This window comes from Subsaxibacter sp. CAU 1640, assembly GCF_023156585.1.
In the GTDB taxonomy this organism is placed as follows: domain Bacteria; phylum Bacteroidota; class Bacteroidia; order Flavobacteriales; family Flavobacteriaceae; genus JBPOFM01.
Window position 1 is genome coordinate 110,040 of the sequence record NZ_JALNMI010000004.1, and the last position, 26,697, is coordinate 136,736.

Here is a 26,697-nt window from a genome sequence, read left to right on the forward strand (position 1 = left end):
CAAAACCACCTTCCAAAATGAAAAAATCAACCTTATTTCTCATCCTCATTTTTACACTATCTATTTGCAGTCTATATTCTCAAAAAAAGAATTCAAAAAATGAAGACAAACAAGCATTGGATACCATCAATATAAGTGGTCTAAAATGGCGTAGTATTGGGCCAGCACTGACTTCTGGACGAATTTCGGATATTGCCGTCAACCCAAACAATCCTTATGAATATTATGTAGCGAGTGCCGCAGGAGGTGTTTGGAAAACAGTCAATGCAGGCAACGAATACACACCCATTTTTGACGGTGAAGGCTCTTTCTCTATTGGATGTGTGACGATAGACCCAAACAATTCCAATGTCGTTTGGGTAGGAACCGGTGAAAATAACAACCAACGTTCCGTTAACTATGGCGATGGTGTGTATAAGTCTACAGACGCTGGCGTTAGCTGGAAAAATATGGGTCTCAAAACCTCAGAGCATATTGGGCGAATTGTAGTACATCCTGACAATTCTGACGTGGTCTATGTTGCAGCCATTGGTCCTTTATGGAGCAAAGGAGGTGAACGAGGACTTTACAAGACCACCGATGGAGGCATTACTTGGAATGCAGTATTGACGGTAGATGAGCATACAGGAGTCAACGATGTGGTAATGGACCCACGCAACCCTGAAGTGTTGTATGCATCAACATTTCAACGTCGCAGACACGTTTACACCTATGTAGGTGGCGGACCAGGTTCAGGTTTACATAAAAGCAGCGATGGAGGAGCTACTTGGACAAAACTTGAAAATGGATTACCAAATACCGAAATTGGACGCATCGGTCTTGATATTTCACCAGCCAATCCTGAAATTATCTACGCCATCGTCGAAGCTGCCAATGGAAAAGGTGGATTTTTTAAATCCACCAATCGCGGCGCCAGTTGGCAAAAAATGAGCAGTCATGTTACGAGTGGCAATTACTACCAAGAAATAATTGCAGATCCCATTGATGAAAACACGATTTATTCAATGGACACATGGATGAGCGTTTCAAAAGATGGTGGAAAGACATTCAACGTAGTAGGTGAAGACTATAAGCATATCGATAATCACTGCATGTGGATTGATCCAAAAAATAATAAACATTGGCTGGTAGGAAGTGATGGTGGTGTGTATGAAACCTTTGATGAAGGCAAACATTGGGACTTTAAGGAGAATATTCCTGTGACACAGTTTTACAAAGTTGCTGTCGATAATGCAGAACCGTTTTATAATGTATATGGTGGCACGCAAGATAACTTTAGTATAGGCGGCCCTTCGAGAGTAATGACAGACCATGGTATTACCAATTTTGATTGGTTTATCACCAATGGAGGTGATGGTTTTGAATCGCAGGTTGACCCTGAAAATCCAGATATTGTATATGCACAATCTCAATACGGATTTTTGGTTAGGTATGATAAAAAGAGTGGTGAAGCAGTGGGAATTCAACCTAAAGAACGCGAAGGAGAAAATGCCTATCGCTGGAATTGGGATGCTCCATTAGTTGCAAGTAAACATAAAAGTGGAAGGATTTATTTTGCTGCAAATAAAGTATTTAGATCTGATGATTATGGAAACAGTTGGCAAGTGATAAGTGAAGATTTATCACAACAAATAGATCGTAATAAGTTAATGGTTTATGATAGAGTTGTCAGCATCGATGCTGTGGCAAAAAATGGTTCAACGTCGCCGTATGGTGCAGTGGTTGCCTTGTCAGAATCACCAATTGATGAAAATTTAATTATTGCAGGAACAGATGACGGATTGATTCAAATTACTGAAGATGGTGGCAACACATGGAGAAAAGTTTACAATATTTCCGGTGCACCAACACAATCTTATGTGAACAATGTACATGCATCAAGACATGACGTAAATGTTATTTACGCAGCCTTCAATCATCATAAATATGGAGATTTCAAACCTTATTTATTGAAATCGTCAGATAAAGGTCGTACTTGGACCAACATCAGCGGCAATTTGCCAGAGCGTGGTTCTGTTTATGCTTTTGAGGAAGACCCTAAAAATGCGGAACTGTTATTTTGCGGAACAGAGTTCAGCGTCTATTTCTCACCAAATTCTGGTGGAAGATGGAAAGCTTTAAGCAATGGACTTCCAACCATTTTAGTAAGAGATATTGCCATACAGGAACGTGAAAATGATTTGGTTTTGGGAACGTTTGGTCGTGGTTTTTATGTATTGGATGATTATTCTTCCTTAAGGACTATTAAAAATACACCTCCAAAGGAAAAAGCGATGATTTATCCAATTCGTACAGCATTAATTTGGGAAAAAAGCACACCGCTTGGTTTGCCAGGAAAGGCGTTTCAAGGAGATAATTTCTATACTTTAGATAATTTGAATCCGGAAGTAATGATCACGTATTATTATGATGAAGGGCATGAGTCTCTTGAGGATAAACGTCACAAACAGGAAAAAGAACTCATAAAAGACAAAAAAAGCACACCTTATCCAAGTTACGAACAACTTAAAGCAGAACGTGAAGAAAAGGAACCACAATTACTTTTTGCATTTAAAGATGCCAATGGCGCGATTGTTAAAAAAGAAATCAGACCTGTGAGCAAAGGTTTACAGCGTTTTAATTGGAATTTGAGGTTTGTACCACAAAATCCTGTAGACTTCAGCTCACCATCATTTTACAATCCGTTTGATGGTAAAAGAGAAGGCACACTAGTTGCACCAGGAATGTACACCGTGGAAATGCATTTATTCCAAAATGGCATGTCAACAGTACTATATCCAGCCACATCATTTGAAGTCAAGGCTTTGAACAATACGGTGATGCCGGCAGAAAACAGAGCTGATAAAGTTGTCTTCCAAAAGCAAATTGCAGCTTTGGAAGCCGATTTGGAAGTTTGTCAATTTTTGATAGGAGAGATGAACGATAAAATTAAATACATTAAAGAAGCCATTAAATTATCTGAACAACCAATGGACAACTTTTATAGCAAGGCATTGTCGATTGAGAACAAAATCAAGGATATTAATGTTCAACTCTATGGAGATCCAATAAAAGCACAATTGGATATTGACCAACCACAAAGTCCAGCCAATCGATTGGGCACCATAGGTTACGAGCAAAAATATTCAACCTCAAAACCAACGCAAACGCATAGAGATAGCTATAATATTGCTAAAGAACAAATTAAATCCATAAAAATGGAGGTAGAGCATATTTCAAAAGTTGATATGAAGCAACTCGAAGAACAACTGATAAAAGCCGGTGCGCCATATACGCCAGGTCGAGGTTTGAGGGAATAAAAGGAAAAAGTACGATCAGGGATTAAAGAGTTCATACATAGATGAATAAGCTCTAAATTTGTGAATAGTTTAGCATTGTTTTGGCTTAATAGAAGGAATTATTTTGTATATTCAAACTATGAAATATGCATTTTACATAGTATTGATGTTTATGGTTGTCGGCTGTGGAAATGGTAAGAATTATTCTGCACAAGAGGATGAGGCTTTTGAGCGATTGAGGCAGATAATTGATGATAAAAAACTTGAAATTAAATCTTATTTTGCAAGACCCATGGCTACCACAGCATTCATGCAGGTAGCAAACACCAATATTTTAGGACCAGGAAACACAGCTTCAAGCATTGATATTGCATCCAACTCAAATGGCTTTAAAATAGATGGAGATACAATAAGTGGATATTTTCCTTATTACGGCGAACAACGATTTGGTGGAAGTTATCCAGGCACAAACCATCAAGGAATAGAATTCAAAAGTGTGCCAAAGGATTATAAAGTCTCTGTTAATGAATCAAAGCACGTAGTAAATGTTCGGTTTAATATTGAGGATCAATTCCGAAGTAATGAAACTTATGACATTTTTATTACATTATATCCGAATAAAAGAAGCAACATTCAAATTAATTCTTCACACAGAACACCAATTGAATTTACCGGGACAATGAAAGTATTACGAGAGGATAAGGTTACCGTTAAATAAACTTGTTTTCACAAAATTCTATTTTACATAATATAAATTATAAGACAATGTAAAATATACTATTATCTGTACTTTAAATGGTTCAGACCACATCGTCACACTCTACGGCTTCAATATAACAAGCATACCCATCCCAAAGATCTGAATTGAAAATACCGACGTTTCGTTCAGCTTTAATTAAATTTCTTGTTGCCGATATTACACTTTCAAACCTATGGATATCTTGATCGATATATGTCACATAATATTCACGCAGACTATGGTAATGTCACGCGAAGGTTTTTTTGTATTTAAATGTGAATAGTATCGCTGTTCTACCCATTTTATATTTAATTGTAATTCTTTCAACATTCTGTCCCTTCCTGTGCGCTTATTTATGAAAACTTTCTTTTTTGGCGTCTCCAAATCACATAGAAAACGATCATCAAGATGGGTAGAATTATAAAGACCAAAACATCGAATAAACTGGTGATATCAATAGGATTATTGTCATCCGGATTTTGAGTGCCAGGTGGCAATTGAATTAGAAACAAGTGTATTATATTAAGCATCATTAAAAAGTTTTAAGATTAATCTGAATGTATAAAATACAAAAAAACCATCTAAAATTTAGATGGTTTTGGGTTTAAATATGTGCTAATTTTAAGTAAGTTTGACGTTTATCGCAACAGGTCCTTTTTCTCCATCTGCAATGTCAAACTTTACATGGTCATCATCCTTTATGGGTTGAAGCAATTGCGACTCGTGCACAAAAACACGTCTTTCTCTGGAGTTTTTGATCTGAATATATCCAAAGCTGAATTTCTTGCTAAAAAAATTGACAATTCCTTCTAAATTGATGGTTTGTTTATATAAATCAGTTGATTTTATTCTTCTTTTCGTTGACATAAAAGTTAATTTATTGGTTTCTATATATACGAAAAGCATCAAAAGCAAAGACTTTTAAGGTGTGGTAAAGTATTGTTAAATTAATTCGACATCAACTTATACTCTTCAAACAAAAAACCAGAAAATAACTGGTTGTCTTCTGGTTTTTAGATATAAATAAAATGTTATTTAGATCATTTTGTGTATTCAGATTTGTCTGCTTCTAAAACGATATCTTTAGTTGTAACAAACAGATCATTTTGCTCTTCCACTATCAGAATATTGTCAATTCCTTTTTTAGCTAATCTCTTTCTGCAGGATTTGCTCAAAAAAGGATCATTATCAAAAAGAAAGGCTTCCAAGGCATATTCTTCCTTTCCTGGTTCTTTGATAGTTGGGTGAATGTGTTTCAATTCTCTGTTTCTTGTAAAATTTCCAGGAATGAATGTGTAGAACGTATATTTTCCATCAGCATCTGTTTTGACCCAACCTCTGTGATGAATATAGCGTTTGTCATTTTTCTTTCTTAAATCATAAAATCCATTTTCATCTGGTTGTGAAATGTAGATGATAACATCTTTTGCAGGTGTTACACCGTCGCTTTGATAGACCGTTCCTGTAATCTTCAGTTTGTCTTGTTTTGAAGCAAAATCTGGAATACTGTCAGTATTATTCAGTTGCTTTTCTGAATAATCATATAAGGCGTGACGCTCTAAATAATCTTCTGTAGTACTCAATTCTTGAGCAATGATACTGGAAGCAGAAGTCATCAAAATTGCGATAAAGCAGATAAAGTTTTTTAGATTTTTCATAGGACTTTTATTATTAATCAGTTTAAAACTAAATATTTAAGTCCGACAGGTCTAAAAAAACTTATAAAGTCAAAAAAACTACGATAAAGTGAAATTTATGGTCAAATTCTTCGATGAAAACCTATTTTGATTTTGCTGTTATTTTGCAGAATTTAACTCAATTTTGAAGGCCACATCCCATTTTTCAGAGTTATCAGGATTGAATTTTCTTTTCAATACGGTCAAATGATTTACGCCAAATGAAGCACTATATGTTTGGTGTTTAAAATAATTCCAATTGCGCTGAAATTGATCGATGTCATCAGGTTTTGCAATCGTAATATGAGGATGAGTTATAAATGGAGTTAGACGCTTTGAAAACTTCAAGCGCTTTCTAAAAATCTCAACTAAAAATTTTTGAAGAGCTATGATTTCTTCCCTATTATGCTCAAGATATATGACATTGGTACTTTCAAAAATTTTAAAATTGTTAATATTCACAGTGAATACTTTCATCCAAGCGCTGTATAAGGAAAGTTCTTTCTTCAGAATTTCTTCGAAAGATTCATCAGCAACAACCCTTATCATCGTAATATGGGGTTTTGAATTTACATATTTAGCATAGCCAAATTTAGTTTTAGATTCTCTTTTGATTCTTTGTATCTCATTACTAACCTTTTCACAAGGTTCAATTATTATAAAAAATTCAAAAAGCATCATTTACTATTTTCGGAATCTATTAAAGATAATAAATTTTTTCTTCGTGTTAATGAAATAAACACCAGTCAACAGAATGATTGCAGCAATGATGGACTGTGTGGTAATCAACTCATCGAGAAAATACCAACCCAGAAGTAGCGCTATAATAGGATTGACATATGTGGAAGTGGCCACTTTTTCTGGAGAGACTATTCGTAACAAATAATTGAATGCAGTGAAGGCTACAATGCTTCCAAAAAGAATGAGCAAAACCATAGACCAAAGTACGTCATTGCTCCACGTGTTTGGTGCAGACCATTCTTCGCCAAAAACCATACTAGCCGTGAACAACATCATCCCTCCCATCACCATTTGATAGCCAGTGTTGATGAAAAAGTTGGAAGGTAAATCTGCCTTACCGACAAAGAGACTGCCATAAGCCCAACTGACCATACAGGCAAAAATCATTACCATTCCTATAATGCTTCCTTCCTTATTAATGACTTGTTTTTGGCTTACCAACAAATAGATGCCAACAATGCCCAGAATAACGCCTATGATAGACATTGGCTGGATTTTCTTTCCTTGCAAAATTTTCATCAATATCAAAACCACTAATGGCTGTGCTGAAATTTCCAAGGCGGCAAAACCACTATCGACATATTTTAATGCCCACACCACCACTCCATTTCCGAAAGTCAAGAATAAAAAGCCTGCAATGGCTGTATTGATGAGTTGCTTTTTCGTTATGGCCAATGAAAGACCCATCAATTTTGCAATCAAAAAGATGAGGCATCCAGCAGTTGTGAATCGAATCGAAGCCAACATAAAAGGAGGCAATTCTGTAACCGCAATTTTATTCAGAAGATACGTTGAGCCCCAAATCACATAGATTGAAAAGAACGAAAGAACGATAAGAGCGGTGTTGCGTTGCAAAAGATTAAGATTGGTTTTTCAGTTGTAAAATTAAGCATTTAATGCTTCTGCTTGCCTATTTAAGATTTTATAATATTGAGTTAAAAACGTTAAAAAAATCTAAAATTTAACAATTTGAACATCTTAAAGGTTTTTACATCCGTAGTTATAGAAAACCATTTAAACTATAATAATTATGAAAAAACTTTCAATAACACTTTTAGCAGTCGTTTTATTATCATCTTGTGTTTCTAAAAAGAAATACGTGGCGTTAGAAACCGAAAATGGACAGTTAAAAAGTGAACTGACCAAAACGAAAGTCGAAAAAGAAGATCTTGAGGCAAAATTTAGTGCCATTCAAGCAAGAGTAGACCAATACAATAAAAAAATCAACTCTCTTACAGAAGAAAACAACGCCAAATTGGTACAAGCCGATGGAACAGTGATCTCTGAAAACACTAAAAAGAACATGAGAGAAACTTTAAAGAAAGTTCCACCAGCTTATTTTGTAAACGTGAAAACGTTGAAAGATTCGATGAATTTGGCAGTTTCTTATAATCTTAAAAATTCAATGGACACTACTAGTCTAGAAGAAGATGAAGATATCGCCATTGATATTAATGAAACAGTAGTTATGATTTCAATTTCTGATAAAATGTTGTTCAATTCTGCTAGCTATAAAGTGAGCAGCAAAGCAAATGATATTTTACAGAAAATTGCCAATGTGATCAATTCTGAACCAAGCGTTGAAGTGATGGTAGAAGGTCATACAGATTCAAAAAGCATCCGTACCTCGAGTATTGCTGATAACTGGGATTTGAGTGTATTGCGTGCCACTTCGGTAGTTCGTAAACTACAAGATGACTACAATGTAGCTCCAGAAAAATTGATTGCTGCTGGTAGAAGTTTTTACCATCCATTGGCAGAAAATGATACAAAAGAAAATAGAGCCACTAACAGAAGAACGCGTATTGTGATTCTTCCTAACATTGATAAATTCTTTGCATTAATGGCTTCAAATGAACAATAATTTATTTGAACGAATTAATTAATCCGAGAAAAGACTGTTTGTTTCAAGCAGTCTTTTTTTTGGTTTTACTATTAAATTTTCAATCCAAATTATTTATACCTTCGTTTAATTTATTTCGCTATTCAAAACCTTGAAAAAAACATCTTCATTCAGTAAAAAATTTCTCTTTGTGTCACGTTGGGGAGAAATCTTGGACACAGCATATGCGGCATTGTCAGAAGGAAACGACGTCAAATTATACATTGAAGACAAACATTGTCGAGAAATTGGCACTGGCTTTATCAAGAAAGTTAAGGATTGGAAAAAGCAGATTGACTGGGCAGATGTCATCATTTTCGATTATACCGGTTATGGCAAGGTTTGTAATGAATTAAGAGCTTCTGGAAAGCTGGTGATTGGTGGCAATGAATACACAGATTCATTGGAGCTCGATAGAAATTTTGGTCAGAATGAATTGAAGAAGCATAAAATAAAAACGCTTCCTTATAAAGAGTTTGTCAATTTTCAGGATGCCATTGAGTATGTTCAGAAAAATCCGGATGCATATGTCATTAAACCTTCTGGAGAAACCCAAGAATTGAAGCAACTTCTATTTGTAGGTAGTGATGACGAAGGTTTGGATGTTATTAGGGTTTTAAAAGCCTATGATAAATCTTGGGGAAATGATTTTGGCAACTTTCAACTTCAGAAAAAGGTCAAAGGCGTTGAGATTTCTGTTGCGGCATTTTTCAACGGAAAGGAATTTCTTCGACCGCTAAATATCACATTTGAGCACAAAAAACTATTCCCGAAGGAATTAGGTGTTTCTACTGGCGAAATGGGTTCAAGTATGTTTTGGGTGCACGACTCCCCTATTTTTGATGCCACGCTTAAAAAGTTTGAAGCCACCTTGGCAAAAACCAATTTCGTTGGACATATAGATATCAACTGTATCGTTAATGGCAACGGAATTTATCCATTGGAATTTACTTCGCGTTTCGGCTATCCGCAGATATTCATTCAGCGAGCAGGTATTTTGGAACCTATTGGGCAACTTCTTTATAAGATTGCTAAAGGCGAAAGTTTTAAAATCAATACCAAAAAGGGTTTTCAGGTTGGTGCTTTTATTGTGGTGCCTCCTTTTCCGTATGATGACAAAAAAGCGTTCGAATTGTTTTCAAAAGATGCTGTAGTGGTTTTTAGAAAAGATATGAAAGAAGGCATCCATCCGATGCATCTCAAGAAAATTAATGATGAATGGCTCATTACCGGAAATACTGGAATTGCCCTTTTGGTGACAGGAACTGGACTGTCTATGAAAGACGCTCAAAAAATGATGTATAATCGCATCAGTGCTATTATCGTCAACAACGGTTATTATCGCACGGACATTGGAGATCGCTGGTTTGAGGATTCTGACAAACTATTTTCTTGGGGATTGCTGTAATATTATATTAAGTGGAAACAACTTTCAGTTTACTTAACTCAAATGATTCGAAGCAGTTTTTTGACATTCTTCCGAAAGATTGGCAAGATGAGATTGTTCCCTTTTGGGATAATTATAGAGTTGATTCCAAAATATATGTTATTAAGGAAGATGAACAAATCATTGGTGGAGGCGTCGTTTTTTCTACCTGCCCACCAGATGTTGACTATTATAAAAAGGAAGCACAACAGTGGTTTGATAAGAATTTTCATTATTTAGGATTTATCTGGATTGATAAAAATAAACGCAATAGAAATCTTGGTTCTTACTGGCTTTACGAATTGAAAAAAGCATACCCAAATCAAAAGTATTGGTTATTGATTGAAGAAGAACATCTTCATCGGTTTTATCAAAAAAATGGATTTGTTTTAGATAAAATGATTGTGAATAACGGAACACCAGAATGGTTATACACTTTTGAATCTGCTCAATTTTAAGGCAATAAAATCCAATGGAATAGCATTAATCGGCCATACTTTTTTACATTTGTGTATTCATCAATAAAATTGCTACATCCATGAAAAAAATTACAATAGGTATTTTCTGCCTTATTTCTTTATTGTCTTTTGATGGTTTTGCACAACATACTGTGGCGCGCGATTGGAATGAAGCTCTATTAGAGGCTATAAGATCTGATTTTTCAAGACCTACTGTGCATGCAAGAAATCTGTTTCATACTTCTTTAGTGATGTATGATGCATGGGCTGTTTTTGATTCAGAAGCTGAAACTGTTTTACTTGGCAAGACTTTTGGAGGTTTTAATTGTCCTTTTAATGGAATTACCACTCCTTCAGATGTTGATGCTGCTAGACATGAAGTATTAAGCTATGCAGTATTTAGGTTGCTGTCGCATCGTTTCGCCCTTTCACCTGGTGGACAATCGACACTTAATTCTTTTAATGATTTATTGGCATCTTATGGTTACGACAAGAATTTTACATCAATTGATTATAGTTCTGGTAGTTATGCCGCTCTTGGGAATTATCTTGGTGCCAAAATGATTGAATTCGGTTTGCAGGATAATTCCAACGAACAAAATGGATACGCAAATGAATACTACATTCCTTCAAATGAGCCTATGATTATGCAATCAGGCTTCTATGCGGATAGTTATGATTTGGCCGACCCTAATCGTTGGCAACCACTGGCGTTTGATACATTTGTAGACCAAAGTGGTAATGTATTTCCGGCCGCCACACCTCCATTTTTAGGTCCAGAATGGGGAGATGTAACACCATTTTGTTTGAAGAATGAAGATTTAGAAATTTTAAATGATGGATTTGATAGCTATGTTTACAACAATCCTGGACCGCCAGCCTATATACAGAATTCTAATGAAGATGGCATAGACGATCCATATAAATGGTATTTTTCGCTTGTAGCATCATGGTCGTCGCATTTAGATCCTGACAATACTACAATGATTGATATCTCACCAGGATCACAAGGGAATATCAATTTTGAAGATTTACCACAAACTTTTGAAGAATACAAACTTTTCTATGACTTTATGGAAGGTGGAGATCCAAGCACTGGTCGTGCTTTGAACCCAGTGACCAATATGCCTTATGTGCCAAATATGATCAAACGTGGCGACTATGCACGGATACTTGCTGAATTTTGGGCCGATGGACCGGCGTCTGAAACACCTCCAGGACACTGGTTCACGATTCTAAACTATGTGAGTGATCATCCTTTATTGGAAAAACGATTTGGAGGACAAGGACCCATTCTGAATGATTTAGAATGGGATGTTAAAAGCTACTTGTCATTAGGTGGGGCAATGCACGATTGCGCAGTTGATATTTGGGGAATTAAAGGGTACTATGACTATATAAGACCAGTATCCGCAATAAGATATATGGCATGGAAAGGGCAAAGCAGTGACATGTCATTGCCAAACTACGATCCTCATGGTTTACCGTTGATTCCTGGAAGAATAGAGCTCATTGAAACTGGAGATCCTTTATCTGGAGATTCTGATGAAAATGTCGGAAAAATCAAGATTTTTGCGTGGAAAGGACCTGATTATATTTCAGATCCAGAAACAGATATTGCACATGTGGATTGGATTTTAGGAACAAAATGGTGGCCGTACCAACGTCCTACATTTGTTTCACCTCCATTTGCAGGTTATTTATCAGGACATTCTACTTTTTCAAGAGCTGCAGCTGAAAATTTGAGTCTTATAACAGGAAGTCCTTATTTTCCTGGAGGCATTGGGATATTTGATGCTGAACAAAATGAGTTTTTAGTTTTTGAAGAAGGCCCGACTCAAGATATTGAGCTGCAATGGGCTACATACACAGATGCTTCAGATCAGTGCAGTCTTTCAAGAATTTGGGGTGGTATCCATCCTCCTACTGATGATATTAAGGGAAGGATTATTGGACATAAAATTGGTATTGACGCTTATAATTTGGCATTGGACTATTTCAATGGAACTTTGAGCGTTGTTACGCCAGAAGAAAATCTTTCTGCTACAAAATTATTTCCTGTTCCATTCAATAATAGTTTGAATATCAGCTCAAATTACAACGGATTGATGACCATCCATCTGACTTCAATTGATGGAAAAGAAGTTTTGAAAAAAACTGTCAATAAACAAGTGAATACTGTTTCTCTGAATACTGAAACTTTGCCGACAGGCTTCTATTTTGTTAAATTGATGGACAACAATAGCAACCTGATTTCAGTAAAAAAAGTCATCAAAAACTAAAGTTTTACAACTGCATGAGGTATTTTTGCACTACAAAATAATACCTCATGTTTCCACTTGTAAAAACCTTTAGAATTGTTGCATTTTTCGAAGGAATCTCATATTTGCTTTTGTTTTCGAATATGCTCATTACAAAGCCTAATTTTCCAGAACTTTACAAAGCAATTTTATATCCTTTGGGAATGACCCACGGCTTGCTGTTCATTGCTTATATAATTCTCGCAATTCTTGTTGGCTCAAGACTTAAATGGGATAATAAAACATTGTTTATTGTTCTATTGGCCTCTGTAATTCCCTTCGGAACATTTTTCGTTGAGAAAAAGTATCTCAAACCAATATCATAATGAACGAGTTTTACGCACATTATTTTTGCGACTATTTTACCGAATTGGGGCTGTCTGATAGGATGGTGACTTTTCTCAATATGGTCACTTTATTGCTGATTCTGTGCATCCTAATTTTCATTTCTGATTTCATCGCAAGAAAAATTTTAGTTCAAGCCTTCACCAGGTTTGCTAAACGTTCGAAAACTAATTTTGACGATTTATTGGTTAGCCATAAGGCACCAAGAAATATTGCACATTTAGTTCCATTGTTTTTAACTATTGAATTAGTGCCTCTTGTTTTTTATGATTACCCGCAATTTGAAAGGATATTCACTGTTTTCTTAAAAGTTTATGGCGTCATTTTGACCATTTGGATTTTAAGAAGCATTTTAAGAGCTCTTGAATCTTATTTTAAAACGGTTCCAAGGTTACGCGACAAACCAATTGATAGTTATATTCAAGTGGTCATGTTATTTGTTTGGATCACCGGTTTTGGGCTGTGTTTCGTAGTGTTAACAGGAGTTCCTCTATGGACATTTTTTACCACACTTGGTGCTGCATCCGCAATTTTACTTTTAATCTTTAAAGATACCATTTTAGGTTTTGTGGCCAGTATTCAAGTATCCATCAATGATTCTGTCAGGATTGGTGATTGGATTACGATGGATAAATATGGCGCTGATGGTGATGTCATCGAAATCAATCTTGCTACGGTACAGGTTCAGAATTTTGATATGACCATCACTCACATTCCTACCTATGCATTGCTTTCTGATTCTTTCAAGAACTGGCGAGGAATGCAAAATTCAGGTGGAAGGCGAATTAAACGTTCCATTCTATTGAAGGCAAAGAGTATCCACTATTTATCTGATGAACGGGTTGAAGAATTAAAACAAATACAATCGATTAAAGAATATTTGAATACCCGCCAAAGCGATATTAAGAATTACAATACTAACAACGATATTGACAAATCACTGCTCATCAATGGTCGAAATTTGACAAATCTGGGTGTTTTTAGAAAGTACGTTCAAACTTATATCCAGAATCATTCAGGTATCAATAAAGAAATGTTTATCATGGTGAGACAATTAGCTCCTACTCCTCAAGGAATTCCATTGGAACTTTATGCCTTCAGCAGTGATAAACGTTGGGAAAATTATGAATACATTATGTCTGATATTTTTGACCATGTCCTGGCTGCAGTTCCTTATTTTGATTTAGAGATTTTCGAACTGGCACCCTCTATTTCTTACCCTGAAGCATAATAAAAACCGTTTAAGAAAATAAGTTGAATTCTTCTTAAACGGTTTCAATATTTAAAACTAAAAATCTATTAGTTTTTCGCTTTTTCCATTGCTTCTTGTTTCATTTGCTCATTTGCAATAATCGCAAGCTCAACACGTCTGTTTTTGGCTCTTCCTTCAACAGTGTTATTGTCGTATTTAGGTTGATTTTCACCGTACCAATTGGTTGTGAATCTTCCTGATGAAACACCTTTACTTGACAAATAAGAAGTCACAGATTGAGCACGTTGTTTTGAAAGTGTCATGTTATAATCATCTGCACCTGTATTGTCAGTATGTCCTTCGACCAAGATGTTCGTGTCTGGATATTCTTTGAAAATTCCGGCCAACTTATCCAAAGTAGCAGCTGATTTTGTGTTTATATTGTATTTATTGGTGTCAAAATAAACACCACTACTCTCATCAAAAACCACGTTAATTCCCTCACCTACGCGTGTTACTTCAGCTCCTGGTATCTCTTCCTCAATTCTTTCTGCTTGTCTGTCCATTCTGTCACCAATATAGCCACCTGCAACGCCACCAACGACGGCACCAATAATGGCACCAAGCGCAGTGTTGTTTTTATCACCGACATTGTTTCCAATAACTCCACCTATTACGGCACCACTTGTCGCACCAATAACAGCTCCTTTTTGTTTGTTGTTTGCATTTCTTGTTGCTTCACAACCTAAAAACAACGAAGCGCTAAAAAATATTGTAATAAGAATTTTACTATATGTTTTCATGATATACTATTTATTGGGTTATTCTTGTAAAATTTAAATTGATTTTGAATGGTTTCCCTTCAAAATTTACTGTTTGAACCAACTGCATTGAATTGTCATCCAAATAATTCAGTGTCATTCTATAACCTGTATTTTTCTGGATGTCATTCTTTTTCTCATCGGTAAATTTCATGGTGAAATCATAATTACCTGTGTCTTTACCTATTTCATTCGCTGACCATCGAATATATCTTTCTCCAGTCGGGCAATTGGCATTTATGATGTTATAACTTCCAGTACTGTTGTTTGAACGGAAAAACCACTGGCTCCCCTCAAAGCAAGAAGCAGTTGTATCGTCAAATAATGTCGTATTGAAGGTACCAGGCGAATCGTAAGTCACTTTGGTAAGTGTCCATGTACCGTCAACTGTTTTTCGTGCAGTTTTTTCTTGTTTTGATAATGAACAAGAAGTTAACAGCAGCGTTATTGTAACTAATGTTGCTAATCTTTTCATATTATGGAGGTTTTAAATAATTGATCAAATTGAATTGATACCTTTCAAAGTAACAACAAATCATGAATTAGCTATGCCTCAAATACAGCAATTGTTAGCACAAAAGCTATTGCTTCATTCTATCCTTTACAAATTCAATTTGAGTTTTTCCATGTGGTTTTGGAATTCCGTCTTCATCCAGGTTTACCATTATAATGTTATCTACAGTTAAAATGGTTTCGCGTGTCATTTTATTTCGAGCTTCGCATTTTAAAGTGAGGGAAGTTTTTCCAAATTTAATGACCTCAATGCCTATTTCAACGATGTCTCCTTGTTTGGCAGAACTCATAAAATTTATTTCAGAGATATATTTTGTGACTATTTTTGAATTTTCAAGTTGAATTATTGTGTACAGGGCAGCCTCCTCATCGATCCAAGCAAGCAACTGCCCTCCGAAAAGTGTTCCGTTTGGGTTCAGGTCTTCAGGTTTTACCCATTTTCTGGAATGAAATCTCATAGTTCTTTAAAATGTCAGTAATTATAGGTTAAAATAATTGAGGATTGGAATCACCATTAGGGATTTTTAAATCGCTTCCCAATTCTTTGTTCAGTTTATCAATAAAATAAGCTGAAAGCAAAGGCGATTCCTTTTCTATATTTTGATGAATAAAGAAATCAATCTCTTTGATGCCTTGGTCTCGCCACTCTTTCAATCTTTTTACCCATTCATCCAAGCGATCACAATCAGTAGGATGATTTGCGCCAACGTATCTCACGAAGGCAGTTGGGTTGGTCAATCTCATATGCATCAAATCGCGTCTTCCTGCAGTATCAACAATAACATTAGAAATGTTGTTGTTTTCCAACAAATCATAAAGCTGATTAGCTACAGTTTCATTGTTGTACCAATCTGTATGTCTAAATTCGATAGCCAAAGGAAATTCTTTTGGCCAATTTTCAACAAAATTGACAACACGATCAAAATCTTTTGGAGCGAAGTTATTGTGCATTTGAAGAAAAATGGTCCCGAGTTTTTCTTTTAGGTTTGAAGCTGAATTCAAATAATCATCAACGACTGACTGAACTTCGTTCAAACGTTTCCAATGGCTGATTTCTTGAAAAAGCTTCGGAAAAAATTTGAAATCATCAGGTGTTTTTTCGTACCATCCAGCAAATGTGTCTGTAGGGAATATTCGATAAAAAGTGGCATTTAACTCAATGGAGTTAAATTGTCGTGAGTAATATTCCAACTCATCTTTTGTACCTCTCGGATAAAAACCTTTTAAATCTGCCTTGTTCCATTTGGCACAGCCTACATAGATTTGTGGCGGATTCTCATCCTTAACTTGGTTGAGAACCCTAGCAGTATCGATATGATCTTGAGGAATACTAAAATCTATTTCTTCTGGGTTGCCTACACTACCAAATTTCATAATTATTTATTTTACTCAAAGATACGGCATATATGAGTTTATTTGAAAAATTTTGGGAAGTTGTTAATAAAGCGGTTAACAACAATTGAGAGGTCTTTCCTATAACCTATTCATTCTTCCTATTTTTAAAAAAAACAAACGTCATGTCTAACCGAACTACTCATTTACTGAACATTCGTCCAGAACTTTCTGACGCAATTATTTTTGAAAACATGAGCTCTGATGAGCGATTTCAAAACACTACGATAAGGCCAATCATCAAGCTGCAACATGACTTGTTGATTGAAGTTTTTAAAAATTATGTGGCAAAGCATAAAAATGTGTTTTATGAACTATCTTTGCAAAAACAATTAGACTACATCGAAAACGCTATACATAAGGACATGAAATTCCGAAATTCGATTAAAGGAATGATTATCGGACAGTTTACGGTTGAAGAATATGCCATTTATACCCAAAACTCTTCAGCTTTGAATAAACGAATCATGAATATTGTGAAAGAGCGTTTTATTGGTCATATACAAGTATTTGAGCCTACCATGGCGAAAGCTATATGAAAATAAAACAAGAACTACTGCAGGCGTGCATGGATTACGCCAACAAACGCATTTCCAATTACAAAACTGAAATAGAAACAATCAAAGATTCTATTGAAAACAATGACAAAGCCGGTGATGATGATGATGATTCTGGCAACGGCAAATTGTTCAATGACTTGGAAAAAAACTCACAGCATCTGAATGATGCCAATAAGATGTTAGAGATTTTAAAAAATATCAGTCCCAATTCGGTTTCGGATAAAGTGATTGTAGGAAGTGCGGTGAAAACTTCCACCAACAATTTCTTTATATCTGTTAGTGCAGGAAAAATAGACATCGAAGACGGAAGTTACTTTGCCATTTCACACCTCTCACCTATTGGAATGCTGTTATTGGGTAAAAGTAATGGAGATGTGATTGAGTTTAACGGTAATAAATTTACCATTAAAGAAGTCATATAAGCGATTCACCATTTAAGTTGGTGGTCAATACCTCGCTCATGTAATTGAAGAAGGGTCTAACTACTTTAAAAGAGGCATTGACATCTTCAACAAAATCATTTGAAGTTACTTGATTGTCCGTATAGGTTTTAGTGAAGATATATTGCTTTTTCCGAATCAAGTCGATAGCTGGATGCTCCTTATCAAAACCTTTCGGAGCTGTCTTTAGTTCATCTCCTACAAAATTTCCCCAAACTTCCTTAAAATTATTGTTGGATAGAATCTTCCTCATTTCATGATCATCAAATTCAAATTCTTTTCGTATCCTAAAAAGATCTTCTTTTGATGGTTCCCAAAAACCAGTCGCGATAAATGATTCATTATTGGGTTGAATATGCAAATAATAACCACCTCTCAATTCTGGTTTTTTTCTATGGAATGAACCACCAAAATGTGTCTTATATGGTGATTTATCTTTAGAAAATCGAACATCGCGATAAATACGGAACAGTTTCGTACTATCAACTTCATCGTGTTGATTAAGCATTTCGAACAACTGTTTGTAAACTTTTTTTACGCCAGATTCTATGACCTTAAACTCATTTTTATGGTCATTAAACCAATCTCTATCATTGTTTTGTTGGAGTCTTTTAAGGAAATCTAGAACCTTTGGAGATACTTGTTGTTTTTTCATATTAAAAGAAATATCAATTTAAATGTACAAAAAAGCCCCGACTTAAGGTCGAGGCTTTTTTTACATAATAAATTTATTAAAAATCTGTCACTTCATATGATTCAATGACCATTACATCTTTATCCTTGTTATAATATTCCACAATAAAATTACCTTTTGTATCAAAATATCCTACTCCAGGAAAACCATTTATTGTTGTCAAATAAAAATGATTGCTTTTTGTAATTCGGGCTTGTCCATATGGCACATTGTCCGAGATCATATTAAATCCATAAGGATCAGACTTGAACGCAAATCTTTTATCATTAAAGTTATAATAAACCGTTTTGTCGGTGACATCATAAAAAGGGTCGGAATCCCTATCAATCTGAATGGTTTTGGTGACTTTAATTGGCGTATCCACTTTATCTCCATCAGGTGTATTGCCAGGACGTTGCTTTGTTTTAATTTCTTGCTCCTTTTTAGTCGTTACTTTTGACGTGCTTTGAGATACAGGCACCCCGTTTTTCATTACCGTGGTTTTAGTAGTGGTTGTCTCCTCCATTTTATCAACAGGTTTCTTCTTCTCTGTTGGCTCCTGTGAAAATGCCGTAGTAATCATTAAAAATGAAAATATATAAACTAAATTTTTCATGGTATAGTTTTTTAAAAAGTTAAACTTAAATCGAGTTATTGTTTTATCATCAATATTTAGCTATTGATATATGCTCTCTTTTAAATTTACGATTTAACTAATAAATTGGTTGGTAGCTTAACACATTTTAACATAGATATATAGCTACTTTGTTAAGTGATGTTAAAATTGCTTTAGAGATTTAAGAACTTAAAATTTAAGTTATTCCTGTTTATCAGAAAAACTTTGAATTTTAAGATCATTATTGAATTCCAAAGTTCGAATTGGAAATGGAATGTTTATGCCTTCTGCATCAAACGCTTTTTTGATTGCAATGATGGCCTTATTGGACGCGTCTAGTTTATGGACATTTCGAGTACCTTCTATCCAAAACCTGCATATGAAATTGATTGAGCTGTCTCCAAATTCAGTAAAATAAAATTCAACTGGTTTGTTGTCATCAATTTTTCTAAAGGTGTTGCTCAAGGTAGTCTTCACAAGTTTTTCAACAAATTCTAAATCTGATTTATAACCCACACCACAACCTACTGTCACTCTAATATAGGGTGTCAATGAAAAGTTTTTCATGGGCGTTTCCAAGATTGTCTTGTTCGGAATAAAAACAATGTTATTATCAGTTTCTTTAAGCGTAAGATTCTTTAAATTGATATCAATGATTTCCCCTGCAAAATCATTTGTCTCAACCCAATTTCCGATTTGGATTTTTTTTCTGAAAGAAATCATTATTCCAGAAATGGTATTTGATAAGGTGCCTTGCAATGCTAAACCTATCACCAAGCCCAAAACTCCTGCGCCTGTAATCAAAGAGGTTAAGGTCTTACTCAAATCCAAAATGCCCAATGCCAAGAAAATGCCTAGAGTAATGACTGCAATATAAGCCAGTTTTGAGATTATATTGACTATAGATTGTTGTTTGACGCGTCTAGCTGTGATTTTGTTGACCAGCTTGAAAACGTATTTGGCCAAAATATAAGCGATGAGAATAACAAGGATTGCCAGAGCCATATTGGGAAGCCCTTCAACAATTGCGTTCATCCAACCAATTAGCTTATTTATTAACCCATCGTATGCTTTACCCAGTTCTTCTTTCATCATAATAAATTTTATGTTTTTAAATTACAACCATTTTTTTCTACGGAAATACAGAAGCATTAATAAAAATATCACAATCATTACACCCCAAAGTATATAGTAGCTGTATCTATAGTGCAATTCTGGGATATTGTCGAAATTCATCCCATATATACCTGCTATAAACGTTAGAGGAATAAATATGGTAGCAATGATGGTTAATACCTTCATTACTTCATTCATCTTGTTGCTAATGACACTCATATACATATCCATCAAACCCCAAACCATCTCTCTATACAAATCTATGCTCTCATTTACCTGTACAATATGGTCGTATAAGTCCCTTAAGAAGCTATGCGTTTTTTGTTCTATGAACATACAGTCAGTTTTCTCCAATCTATTGATAACTTCTCGAAGAGGAACCACTGAACGCCGAATCTTTAGTATTTCTCTTTTATGAACCTGAATATTATTGGACATATCATTATTTGGTTCAGAATTGAAAACAGCATCCTCCAAATCCTCCACCTTGTCACCAAAAATATCTAGGACAGTAATATAATGGTCTACCACAGCGTCTAAAATGGCATACATCAAATAGTCCGAACCCGAATTTCTGATTCTCCCTTTTTCATTGGAGATTCTTACTCTTAAATCATCAAACACATCTCCGTCCGCCTCTTGAAAGGTCAGTACATATCCATCTCCAACAACCATACTGATATGCTCAAAATATAACGTATCATCACTTTTATGGTATAGCATTTTAAAAACGATGAACAGATAGTTCTCAAACTCATCCATTTTAGGCCGATGTTGAGTGTTTACTATATCTTCCAGAGTCAGCGGATGAAGCCCATAATGATTTCCCAGCTTTTCGATTTCAGATAAATTATTGAGTCCGTTGATATTGATCCACGTAACAGTATCTTTTTGTTTAAAGTTAAAGGCATCCTCAACACTTTTGGAATTTATAACTTTATATAGAGTTGGGCTATAATTGATGATATCAACATCTGTGATTGAAGATGATTTTTCACCTCGATACGACATCGTTCCAGGAGACAAATTCCTGACCTTATATGATTTATTTTTCTTCTTTTGCTTCATACTTTTTTTGATATATTGAGATGAATATCTAAAAATATAAAATCTTTTAAAGTTATATAATGATTGCCAACATTTAATTAAAATGGAACATCCTCAACATTAACGATTAATTAAGACTTTTTATCTTGTTTATTGCATAAAAATTAGCTAATATGCACTTTATTATAGAAACGAAATTTTATGGGAAGACCACCAACAAAGCCAATAAAATTTAGAGATGGATTTTATTTAGAGATACGGAATAGAGGTGCAAATACAGGAATTAAACTTCATAGAAATACTGAAGAGCAAATGCTCCGAACGATCAAAGACTACGAGCAAACCAAAGATGTCATTATTTTAGGAGAATCCAAGAATGGCAAATGGGTAGAAAAAAACCCAGTGATGCACGTTGTGGAGGATTAGCCGTTCATTGTTTAGTTATTAAATGTTGAGATAATTTAAGCTGATATTAAAATATTTCATAAATTGTTACGAATTATCTCAAGATATTTCAATTGTATTTTAACTAACTAAACGATTATTTATGACGAATTTTTCAACTAAACCACCTGTGTGGTTTTGGATTGTTAGCGTCCTTGCGCTACTTTGGAATTTAATGGGAGTTATCGCTTACCTAACTATGGCTTTTGCAACAGATGAAATGATTGCAAATATGACTCCAGAACAACAAGAAGCTTTTGCTATAGACTATCCTGCATGGGTTACAGGCGCTTTCGCACTAGCAGTTTTCTGTGGGTTTTTAGGCTGCATTGCTTTATTGATTCGTAAAAAATGGGCTTATAGCTTATTAATTATTTCTGCTATTGCAGCAATTGCACAGCACATTTATATCTTTACAAATATTGATATTCCAGATTATGTGATGCCGATTATGGTTATTATAGTATGTATATTGCTAATCTTTTTTGCGAAACACGCAATCAATAAAAATTGGATCAGATAACCCATCACCAACAATTTTATTCAAAGGCATTAGTACCATCTAATGCCTTTTTATTTGACAATTAATGTTAGATTTGTTTGACTAACTTTTATTCTCCTCGCCATTATGGTTATATCTACACTAGATTGGGTTATCATCGCAGGTTTCCTGATATTATTTGCCTTTATTGGCATCTATGTTTCAAAGCAAGCTGGAAAGGATTCAAAAGCTTTTTTTCTATCGGATAGAAATATGCCTTGGTGGTTGCTTGGCGTAAGTATGGTTGCAACCACTTTTGCAGCTGATACACCCAATTTTGTAGCAGGCGTTATCAGGGAAGACGGTGTTTTTGGGAATTGGATTTGGTGGAGTTTTTTGCTCACTGGAATGCTTACCGTGTTTTTCTATGCCAAATTGTGGAGAAAAAGTGGCATTACAACCGATTTGGAATTTTATGAATTGCGCTATAGCGGAAAAAGTGCAGCCTTTTTAAGAGGTTTCAGAGCTATTTATTTAGGCGTTTTTTTCAATATCGTGATTATGGCCAATGTTTGCCTTGCCGCCATAAAAATTGGTCACGTGATGTTCGGTCTATCATCTTGGGAAGTACTCTTGATTGCCTCTCCTATCGTGGTGATTTATTCGGCTTTTGGTGGATTGAAGGGTGTGTTGCTCACTGATTTCGTGCAGTTTATCATCGCAATGGTGGGAAGTATTTGGGCAACGGTCTATATTCTTGATATGCCTGAAATCGGAGGATTGGACAAACTGTTGTCGACACCATCTGTGGCTGCTAAAACTGCAATGTTACCTGATTTTTCCAATCCTGAAGTACTGATTCCATTATTGATTGTGCCATTGGCAGTACAATGGTGGAGCGTATGGTATCCTGGAGCAGAGCCTGGCGGTGGAGGTTACATCGCTCAAAGAATGTTGGCTGCCAAAGATGAAAAGCACGCCACTTGGGCCACTTTGTTCTTCAATTTTGCACACTATGCATTAAGACCTTGGCCTTGGATTATCATTGGGTTGGCATCTATTGTGATTTATCCGAATATTGAAAGTTTGCAAGCAGCCTTTCCTGATTTGAATCCAGCATTTGTCAAGAATGATTTATCGTATCCAGCAATGTTGACATTTTTACCTGCCGGACTTTTGGGAATTGTCATCACATCGCTTATTGCCGCTTTCATGAGTACCATTTCAACACATCTGAATTGGGGAAGTTCATATATGGTCAATGATTTTTATGCTCGATTTGTAAGACCCAATGCTTCAGATAAAGAGCAAGTTGCCATAGGAAGAATTTCAACTGTGGCAATGATGGTATTAGCTGCACTATTATCTCTGGTTTTGGAGGAAGCGCGTGTTGGATTCGATTTGTTATTATCGATTGGAGCCGGAACCGGATTGCTGTTCATTTTGAGATGGTTTTGGAGTAGAATCAATCCTTATAGTGAAATTGCGGCAATGGTCATTTCGTTTTTAATTGCCCTGTTTTTCTTTATCAACAACAAAATGCAAGAACCCATAGTTGAGATGAAAGGTTATTGGCAGCTTGTAGTTGGAGTTGTCATTACTACTATTGGTTGGATTATCGTCACGCTCATCACAAAACCTTCTGATGAAAACACATTGAACTCTTTTAACGCACTTATCTTTGGTAAAGAATCCAAATTCAAAGGTTTTGGAATGAAGATATTGGGATTCTTTTCAGGTGTTGTCGGTGTCTATTGTGCATTGTTTTCCATTGGCAATTTTATTTATGGAAAAACTGGATTGGCAATTGGACTTTTAGTTGTGACTCTGCTATGTGGAGCGCTCATTATCAAATCATTCAAACAGCCTAAATAGTTATCGACGTTCCTTTAGAGTTTCAATAACATTATTCAGCTTAAATCCTTTGGCCTGAATCAGAATCAGAAAATGAAACAGCAAATCGGCACTCTCATTCAGAAATAAGTCATCATTTGTATCTTTTGACTCAATGACCAATTCAACGGCTTCTTCACCAACTTTTTGGGCAATTTTATTGATACCTTGACTGTATAAAGCCGACACATAAGAATTCACTTGATTCGAGTTGTTTATTCTATCTTCAATAATTTCTTCCAATTCAGACAAGAAACCAAATGTATTTTCATTTGATTCATTCCAGCAGGTGTCAAAACCTTTATGACAACAAGGACCTTCAGGTTTGGCAGAAATCAACAGTGCGTCATTATCACAATCCACTTTTATATCAACCAAATTCAAAATATTGCCACTAGTCTCACCTTTTGTCCATAATTGCTGTTTGCTTCTGCTAAAGAAAGTGACGTGCTTCGTTTGAAGGGTTTTCTCAAGTGATTCTCGGTTCATATAACCAAGCATCAATACTTTTTTGGTTTCTACATCCTGTATGACAGCAGGAATTAAACCGTCTTTGTTTTTATCAAAGTTTATTTTCATATCGAATAGGAATTTGCTGCAATTGCAGTTCTTTTTTTAATGTTTGAATTTCTATTTCACCAAAATGGAATATACTTGCGGCAAGCGCGGCATCAGCATTTCCAATTTTAAAGGCATCAGAAAAATGCTGAATATTCCCTGCGCCACCAGAAGCGATGACTGGAATGGTCAACAAATCATTCAACTCCGACAATGCTTCATTGGCATAGCCATTTTTCGTTCCATCGTGGTCCATCGAGGTAAAAAGAATCTCCCCAGCACCTCTTTGTTCTGCTTCTTGAGCCCAATCAAATAGGTTCAATTCCGTCGGAATATTTCCTCCAGAAGAGAAAACTTGCCATTTTTTGTTGATTTGCTTGGCGTCAATGGCGGCAACAACACATTGGTTACCATACTTATTTGAAACCTTGTCAATCAAAGTCGGATTTTTTATTATTGATGAGTTCATAGAGATTTTATCGGCGCCATTTTGCAACAACATATCTACGTCCTCAACCGATGAAATGCCACCACCTACTGTAAATGGAATATTGATTTCTTCAGCGACCTTCAAAACCATCTCGATTAAGGTTTTACGTCTTTCTTCTGTAGCAGAAATGTCCAAAAACACCAGTTCATCCGCACCATCTTCAGCGTACTTTTTCGCTAGCATCACAGGGTCGCCAGCATCTCTCAAGCCTTTAAAGTTGATACCTTTGACCGTCCTTCCGTTTTTAACGTCTAAACAGGGAATTATTCGTTTGGTTAACATAATCAAATGAAATTTTTTAAATCCGCAAGACTAATTTTGTTTTCATAAATAGCTTTACCAATAATTACGGCTTCGCAACCCAATTCTTCCAGTTTTTTGATATCCCCAATCAAGGAAACTCCACCAGAAGCAATTAATTTTATGGATCTTTCTTCATTATCAGAACATTCATCAAGGATTGCTTTATACAAATCGAATGATGGACCTTGTAACATACCGTCTTTTGAAATGTCTGTACAAATGACGAATTGGACGCCTTTCACATGATAATTTTTAATGAACGGAATAACTTTGTGAGAGCTTGACTCTTTCCAACCATTCACAGCAATAAGTCCGTTTTCGCAATCAGCACCAAGGATTATTTTATCCGAACCATAAATCGACAACCATTTTTCAAAAGTTTGAGGTTCTTGTACTGCGACACTCCCAACAGTTACTTGCTTTACGCCACAATCAAAAGCGATACGCAGGTCTTCATCTGATTTTAGGCCACCACCAAAGTCAATTTTCAAATTCGTTTTAGAAGCAATCAGTTCCAATGGCCTATAATTCACAATTTGCTTTGCTTTCGCACCATCCAAGTCAACTATATGCACGTACTGAATACCAGAATCTTCAAATGCTTTTGCAACTTCCAAAGGATTTTCACTATATACCTTTGAAGTTTGATAATCACCTTTTGTCAACCGCACACATTTACCTCCAATAATGTCAATTGCTGGTATTATTCTCATGATTTAATTTCTATAAAGTTTTTTAAAATTTGTTCGCCTGCTGCGCCGCTCTTTTCAGGATGGAATTGCACACCGTAAAAATTATCTTTTTTCAAGGCGGCACTATAGCTGATGTCATAATCAGTAATTGCAATAGTTTCTGACGACAGCTCTGCGTAAAAACTATGCACGAAATATTGATATTCATTGGTTTGAACAGTTTCAAACAAGTCTGACTTCAAATTTCTAATTGTATTCCAGCCCATATGAGGAACTTTGAGATTATTTGAAAATCGCTTTACATTCGTTTCAAAAATATTGAGACCATTGGTTTTTCCTTCTTCAGTATATTGGCACATCAACTGCATCCCGAGGCAAATACCAAAAACTGGCTGTTTCAAGGTTGGAATCAAACTATCCAATTGAGAGTTTTTCAACATCTTCATTGCACTACTCGCCTCTCCTACACCAGGAAAAATTACGCGGTCTGCTGATGAGATGTCTTCTCTGTCATTCGATAGGGTCACTTCGATACCCAATCTATTGAATGCAAATTGGATGCTTTTTATATTCCCAGCCCCATAATCAATTATGACTACTTTCATTTTTTTTAATTCTGTT

The 26,697-nt window shown here is 35.5% G+C and carries 29 protein-coding genes; 13 read left to right on the plus strand and 16 right to left on the minus strand.

The window, feature by feature from the left end; genetic code table 11:
• The first annotated feature begins 17 nt into the window (after window positions 1-17).
• Together M0G43_RS10365 and M0G43_RS10370 are read left to right on the plus strand one after the other, a co-directional pair.
• Complete coding sequence (locus M0G43_RS10365) at window positions 18-3,299, plus strand: WD40/YVTN/BNR-like repeat-containing protein (RefSeq protein ID WP_248025958.1); 3,282 nt, start codon at window positions 18-20, stop codon at window positions 3,297-3,299.
• A 118-nt stretch (window positions 3,300-3,417) separates the two neighbouring features.
• Window positions 3,418-3,996 (plus strand): DUF4251 domain-containing protein, encoded by a 579-nt coding sequence (locus M0G43_RS10370; RefSeq protein ID WP_248025959.1) that lies wholly within the window; start codon window positions 3,418-3,420, stop codon window positions 3,994-3,996.
• 642 nt (window positions 3,997-4,638) lie between these two features.
• Here M0G43_RS10370 and M0G43_RS10375 read toward each other — a convergent pair.
• From M0G43_RS10375 to M0G43_RS10390, 4 genes are all read right to left on the minus strand, one after another.
• The gene (locus tag M0G43_RS10375; protein WP_248025960.1) at window positions 4,639-4,884 is read right to left on the minus strand and encodes a cold shock domain-containing protein; all 246 of its coding nucleotides are present in this window, start codon (window positions 4,882-4,884) and stop codon (window positions 4,639-4,641) included.
• A 173-nt stretch (window positions 4,885-5,057) separates the two neighbouring features.
• Complete coding sequence (locus M0G43_RS10380; RefSeq protein WP_248025962.1) at window positions 5,058-5,675, minus strand: hypothetical protein; 618 nt, start codon at window positions 5,673-5,675, stop codon at window positions 5,058-5,060.
• 138 nt (window positions 5,676-5,813) lie between these two features.
• On the minus strand, window positions 5,814-6,374 hold the full coding sequence (locus tag M0G43_RS10385) for a 2'-5' RNA ligase family protein (protein ID WP_317231457.1): 561 nt from the start codon (window positions 6,372-6,374) through the stop codon (window positions 5,814-5,816).
• A gap of 3 nt (window positions 6,375-6,377) precedes the next feature.
• Window positions 6,378-7,289 carry an EamA family transporter gene (locus M0G43_RS10390; protein ID WP_248025966.1) on the minus strand — a complete coding sequence of 304 codons (912 nt, stop codon included), beginning with the start codon at window positions 7,287-7,289 and terminating at the stop codon, window positions 6,378-6,380.
• 175 nt (window positions 7,290-7,464) lie between these two features.
• Here M0G43_RS10390 and M0G43_RS10395 point away from each other — a divergent pair, with 175 nt between their 5' ends.
• From M0G43_RS10395 to M0G43_RS10420, 6 genes are all read left to right on the plus strand, one after another.
• Complete coding sequence (locus tag M0G43_RS10395; protein WP_248025969.1) at window positions 7,465-8,298, plus strand: flagellar motor protein MotB; 834 nt, start codon at window positions 7,465-7,467, stop codon at window positions 8,296-8,298.
• 130 nt (window positions 8,299-8,428) lie between these two features.
• Window positions 8,429-9,724, plus strand: coding sequence for a phosphoribosylamine--glycine ligase (locus M0G43_RS10400; RefSeq protein ID WP_248025972.1), 1,296 nt, complete (start codon window positions 8,429-8,431; stop codon window positions 9,722-9,724).
• Between the two features lie 11 nt (window positions 9,725-9,735).
• A complete protein-coding gene (locus tag M0G43_RS10405; protein ID WP_248025974.1) occupies window positions 9,736-10,200 on the plus strand; it encodes a GNAT family N-acetyltransferase in 465 nt (154 codons plus the stop codon).
• A gap of 80 nt (window positions 10,201-10,280) precedes the next feature.
• Window positions 10,281-12,482 carry a T9SS type A sorting domain-containing protein gene (locus M0G43_RS10410; RefSeq protein ID WP_248025980.1) on the plus strand — a complete coding sequence of 734 codons (2,202 nt, stop codon included), beginning with the start codon at window positions 10,281-10,283 and terminating at the stop codon, window positions 12,480-12,482.
• Window positions 12,483-12,529: 47 nt separating this feature from the next.
• A complete protein-coding gene (locus tag M0G43_RS10415) occupies window positions 12,530-12,826 on the plus strand; it encodes a DUF3817 domain-containing protein (RefSeq protein ID WP_248025981.1) in 297 nt (98 codons plus the stop codon).
• A complete protein-coding gene (locus tag M0G43_RS10420) occupies window positions 12,826-14,076 on the plus strand; it encodes a mechanosensitive ion channel family protein (protein ID WP_248025982.1) in 1,251 nt (416 codons plus the stop codon). The genes M0G43_RS10415 and M0G43_RS10420 overlap by 1 nt, the downstream gene beginning before the upstream one ends.
• Before the next feature lie 68 nt (window positions 14,077-14,144).
• On the opposite strand, the gene M0G43_RS10425 is transcribed toward M0G43_RS10420, so the two are convergent.
• The 4 genes from M0G43_RS10425 to M0G43_RS10440 all read right to left on the minus strand — a co-directional run bounded on the left by M0G43_RS10425 (window position 14,145) and on the right by M0G43_RS10440 (window position 16,745).
• Window positions 14,145-14,840 (minus strand): OmpA family protein, encoded by a 696-nt coding sequence (locus M0G43_RS10425; RefSeq protein WP_248025986.1) that lies wholly within the window; start codon window positions 14,838-14,840, stop codon window positions 14,145-14,147.
• Window positions 14,841-14,850: 10 nt separating this feature from the next.
• Window positions 14,851-15,333, minus strand: coding sequence for a lipocalin family protein (locus M0G43_RS10430; protein ID WP_248025988.1), 483 nt, complete (start codon window positions 15,331-15,333; stop codon window positions 14,851-14,853).
• A 106-nt stretch (window positions 15,334-15,439) separates the two neighbouring features.
• A complete protein-coding gene (locus tag M0G43_RS10435) occupies window positions 15,440-15,829 on the minus strand; it encodes an acyl-CoA thioesterase (RefSeq protein ID WP_248025992.1) in 390 nt (129 codons plus the stop codon).
• Window positions 15,830-15,857: 28 nt separating this feature from the next.
• Window positions 15,858-16,745, minus strand: a complete 888-nt coding sequence (locus M0G43_RS10440) for a DUF72 domain-containing protein (RefSeq protein ID WP_248025995.1) — start codon at window positions 16,743-16,745, stop codon at window positions 15,858-15,860.
• A gap of 143 nt (window positions 16,746-16,888) precedes the next feature.
• On the opposite strand from M0G43_RS10440, the gene M0G43_RS10445 reads away from it, so the two are divergent.
• Window positions 16,889-17,302: a glyoxalase gene (locus M0G43_RS10445; RefSeq protein ID WP_248025998.1), complete on the plus strand. Its 414-nt coding sequence runs from the start codon at window positions 16,889-16,891 to the stop codon at window positions 17,300-17,302.
• Window positions 17,299-17,745 carry a transcription elongation factor gene (locus M0G43_RS10450; protein WP_248026000.1) on the plus strand — a complete coding sequence of 149 codons (447 nt, stop codon included), beginning with the start codon at window positions 17,299-17,301 and terminating at the stop codon, window positions 17,743-17,745. The genes M0G43_RS10445 and M0G43_RS10450 overlap by 4 nt, the downstream gene beginning before the upstream one ends.
• Here M0G43_RS10450 and M0G43_RS10455 read toward each other — a convergent pair.
• The 4 genes from M0G43_RS10455 to corA form a co-directional block, all read right to left on the minus strand.
• Window positions 17,738-18,418 carry a DUF2461 domain-containing protein gene (locus tag M0G43_RS10455; protein WP_248026002.1) on the minus strand — a complete coding sequence of 227 codons (681 nt, stop codon included), beginning with the start codon at window positions 18,416-18,418 and terminating at the stop codon, window positions 17,738-17,740. The two genes, M0G43_RS10450 and M0G43_RS10455, sit on opposite strands and share 8 nt — an antisense overlap.
• 76 nt (window positions 18,419-18,494) lie before the next feature.
• Window positions 18,495-19,052: a hypothetical protein gene (locus M0G43_RS10460; RefSeq protein WP_248026003.1), complete on the minus strand. Its 558-nt coding sequence runs from the start codon at window positions 19,050-19,052 to the stop codon at window positions 18,495-18,497.
• Between the two features lie 201 nt (window positions 19,053-19,253).
• Window positions 19,254-20,144: a mechanosensitive ion channel family protein gene (locus M0G43_RS10465; protein WP_248026004.1), complete on the minus strand. Its 891-nt coding sequence runs from the start codon at window positions 20,142-20,144 to the stop codon at window positions 19,254-19,256.
• 24 nt (window positions 20,145-20,168) lie between these two features.
• On the minus strand, window positions 20,169-21,236 hold the full coding sequence (gene corA / locus M0G43_RS10470) for a magnesium/cobalt transporter CorA (protein WP_248026009.1): 1,068 nt from the start codon (window positions 21,234-21,236) through the stop codon (window positions 20,169-20,171).
• A gap of 180 nt (window positions 21,237-21,416) precedes the next feature.
• Here corA and M0G43_RS10475 point away from each other — a divergent pair, with 180 nt between their 5' ends.
• The 3 genes from M0G43_RS10475 (at window position 21,417) to M0G43_RS10485 (ending at window position 24,015) form a co-directional block, all read left to right on the plus strand.
• The gene (locus M0G43_RS10475; RefSeq protein ID WP_248026014.1) at window positions 21,417-21,641 is read left to right on the plus strand and encodes a hypothetical protein; all 225 of its coding nucleotides are present in this window, start codon (window positions 21,417-21,419) and stop codon (window positions 21,639-21,641) included.
• Between the two features lie 121 nt (window positions 21,642-21,762).
• Window positions 21,763-22,182, plus strand: a complete 420-nt coding sequence (locus M0G43_RS10480) for a hypothetical protein (protein ID WP_248026016.1) — start codon at window positions 21,763-21,765, stop codon at window positions 22,180-22,182.
• Between the two features lie 105 nt (window positions 22,183-22,287).
• Window positions 22,288-24,015 (plus strand): sodium:solute symporter family protein, encoded by a 1,728-nt coding sequence (locus M0G43_RS10485; RefSeq protein WP_248026018.1) that lies wholly within the window; start codon window positions 22,288-22,290, stop codon window positions 24,013-24,015.
• On the opposite strand, the gene hisIE is transcribed toward M0G43_RS10485, so the two are convergent.
• Genes hisIE through hisH form a run of 4 tightly spaced genes read right to left on the minus strand, consistent with a single transcriptional unit; the run spans window position 24,016 to window position 26,681 of the window.
• The gene (gene hisIE / locus M0G43_RS10490; protein ID WP_248026022.1) at window positions 24,016-24,612 is read right to left on the minus strand and encodes a bifunctional phosphoribosyl-AMP cyclohydrolase/phosphoribosyl-ATP diphosphatase HisIE; all 597 of its coding nucleotides are present in this window, start codon (window positions 24,610-24,612) and stop codon (window positions 24,016-24,018) included.
• Window positions 24,596-25,363 carry an imidazole glycerol phosphate synthase subunit HisF gene (gene hisF, locus M0G43_RS10495; RefSeq protein WP_248026033.1) on the minus strand — a complete coding sequence of 256 codons (768 nt, stop codon included), beginning with the start codon at window positions 25,361-25,363 and terminating at the stop codon, window positions 24,596-24,598. The genes hisIE and hisF overlap by 17 nt, the downstream gene beginning before the upstream one ends.
• 2 nt (window positions 25,364-25,365) lie before the next feature.
• Window positions 25,366-26,097, minus strand: coding sequence for a 1-(5-phosphoribosyl)-5-[(5-phosphoribosylamino)methylideneamino]imidazole-4-carboxamide isomerase (gene hisA, locus M0G43_RS10500; protein WP_248026043.1), 732 nt, complete (start codon window positions 26,095-26,097; stop codon window positions 25,366-25,368).
• On the minus strand, window positions 26,094-26,681 hold the full coding sequence (gene hisH / locus M0G43_RS10505) for an imidazole glycerol phosphate synthase subunit HisH (RefSeq protein WP_248026053.1): 588 nt from the start codon (window positions 26,679-26,681) through the stop codon (window positions 26,094-26,096). The genes hisA and hisH overlap by 4 nt, the downstream gene beginning before the upstream one ends.
• Window positions 26,682-26,697: the final 16 nt, after the last annotated feature.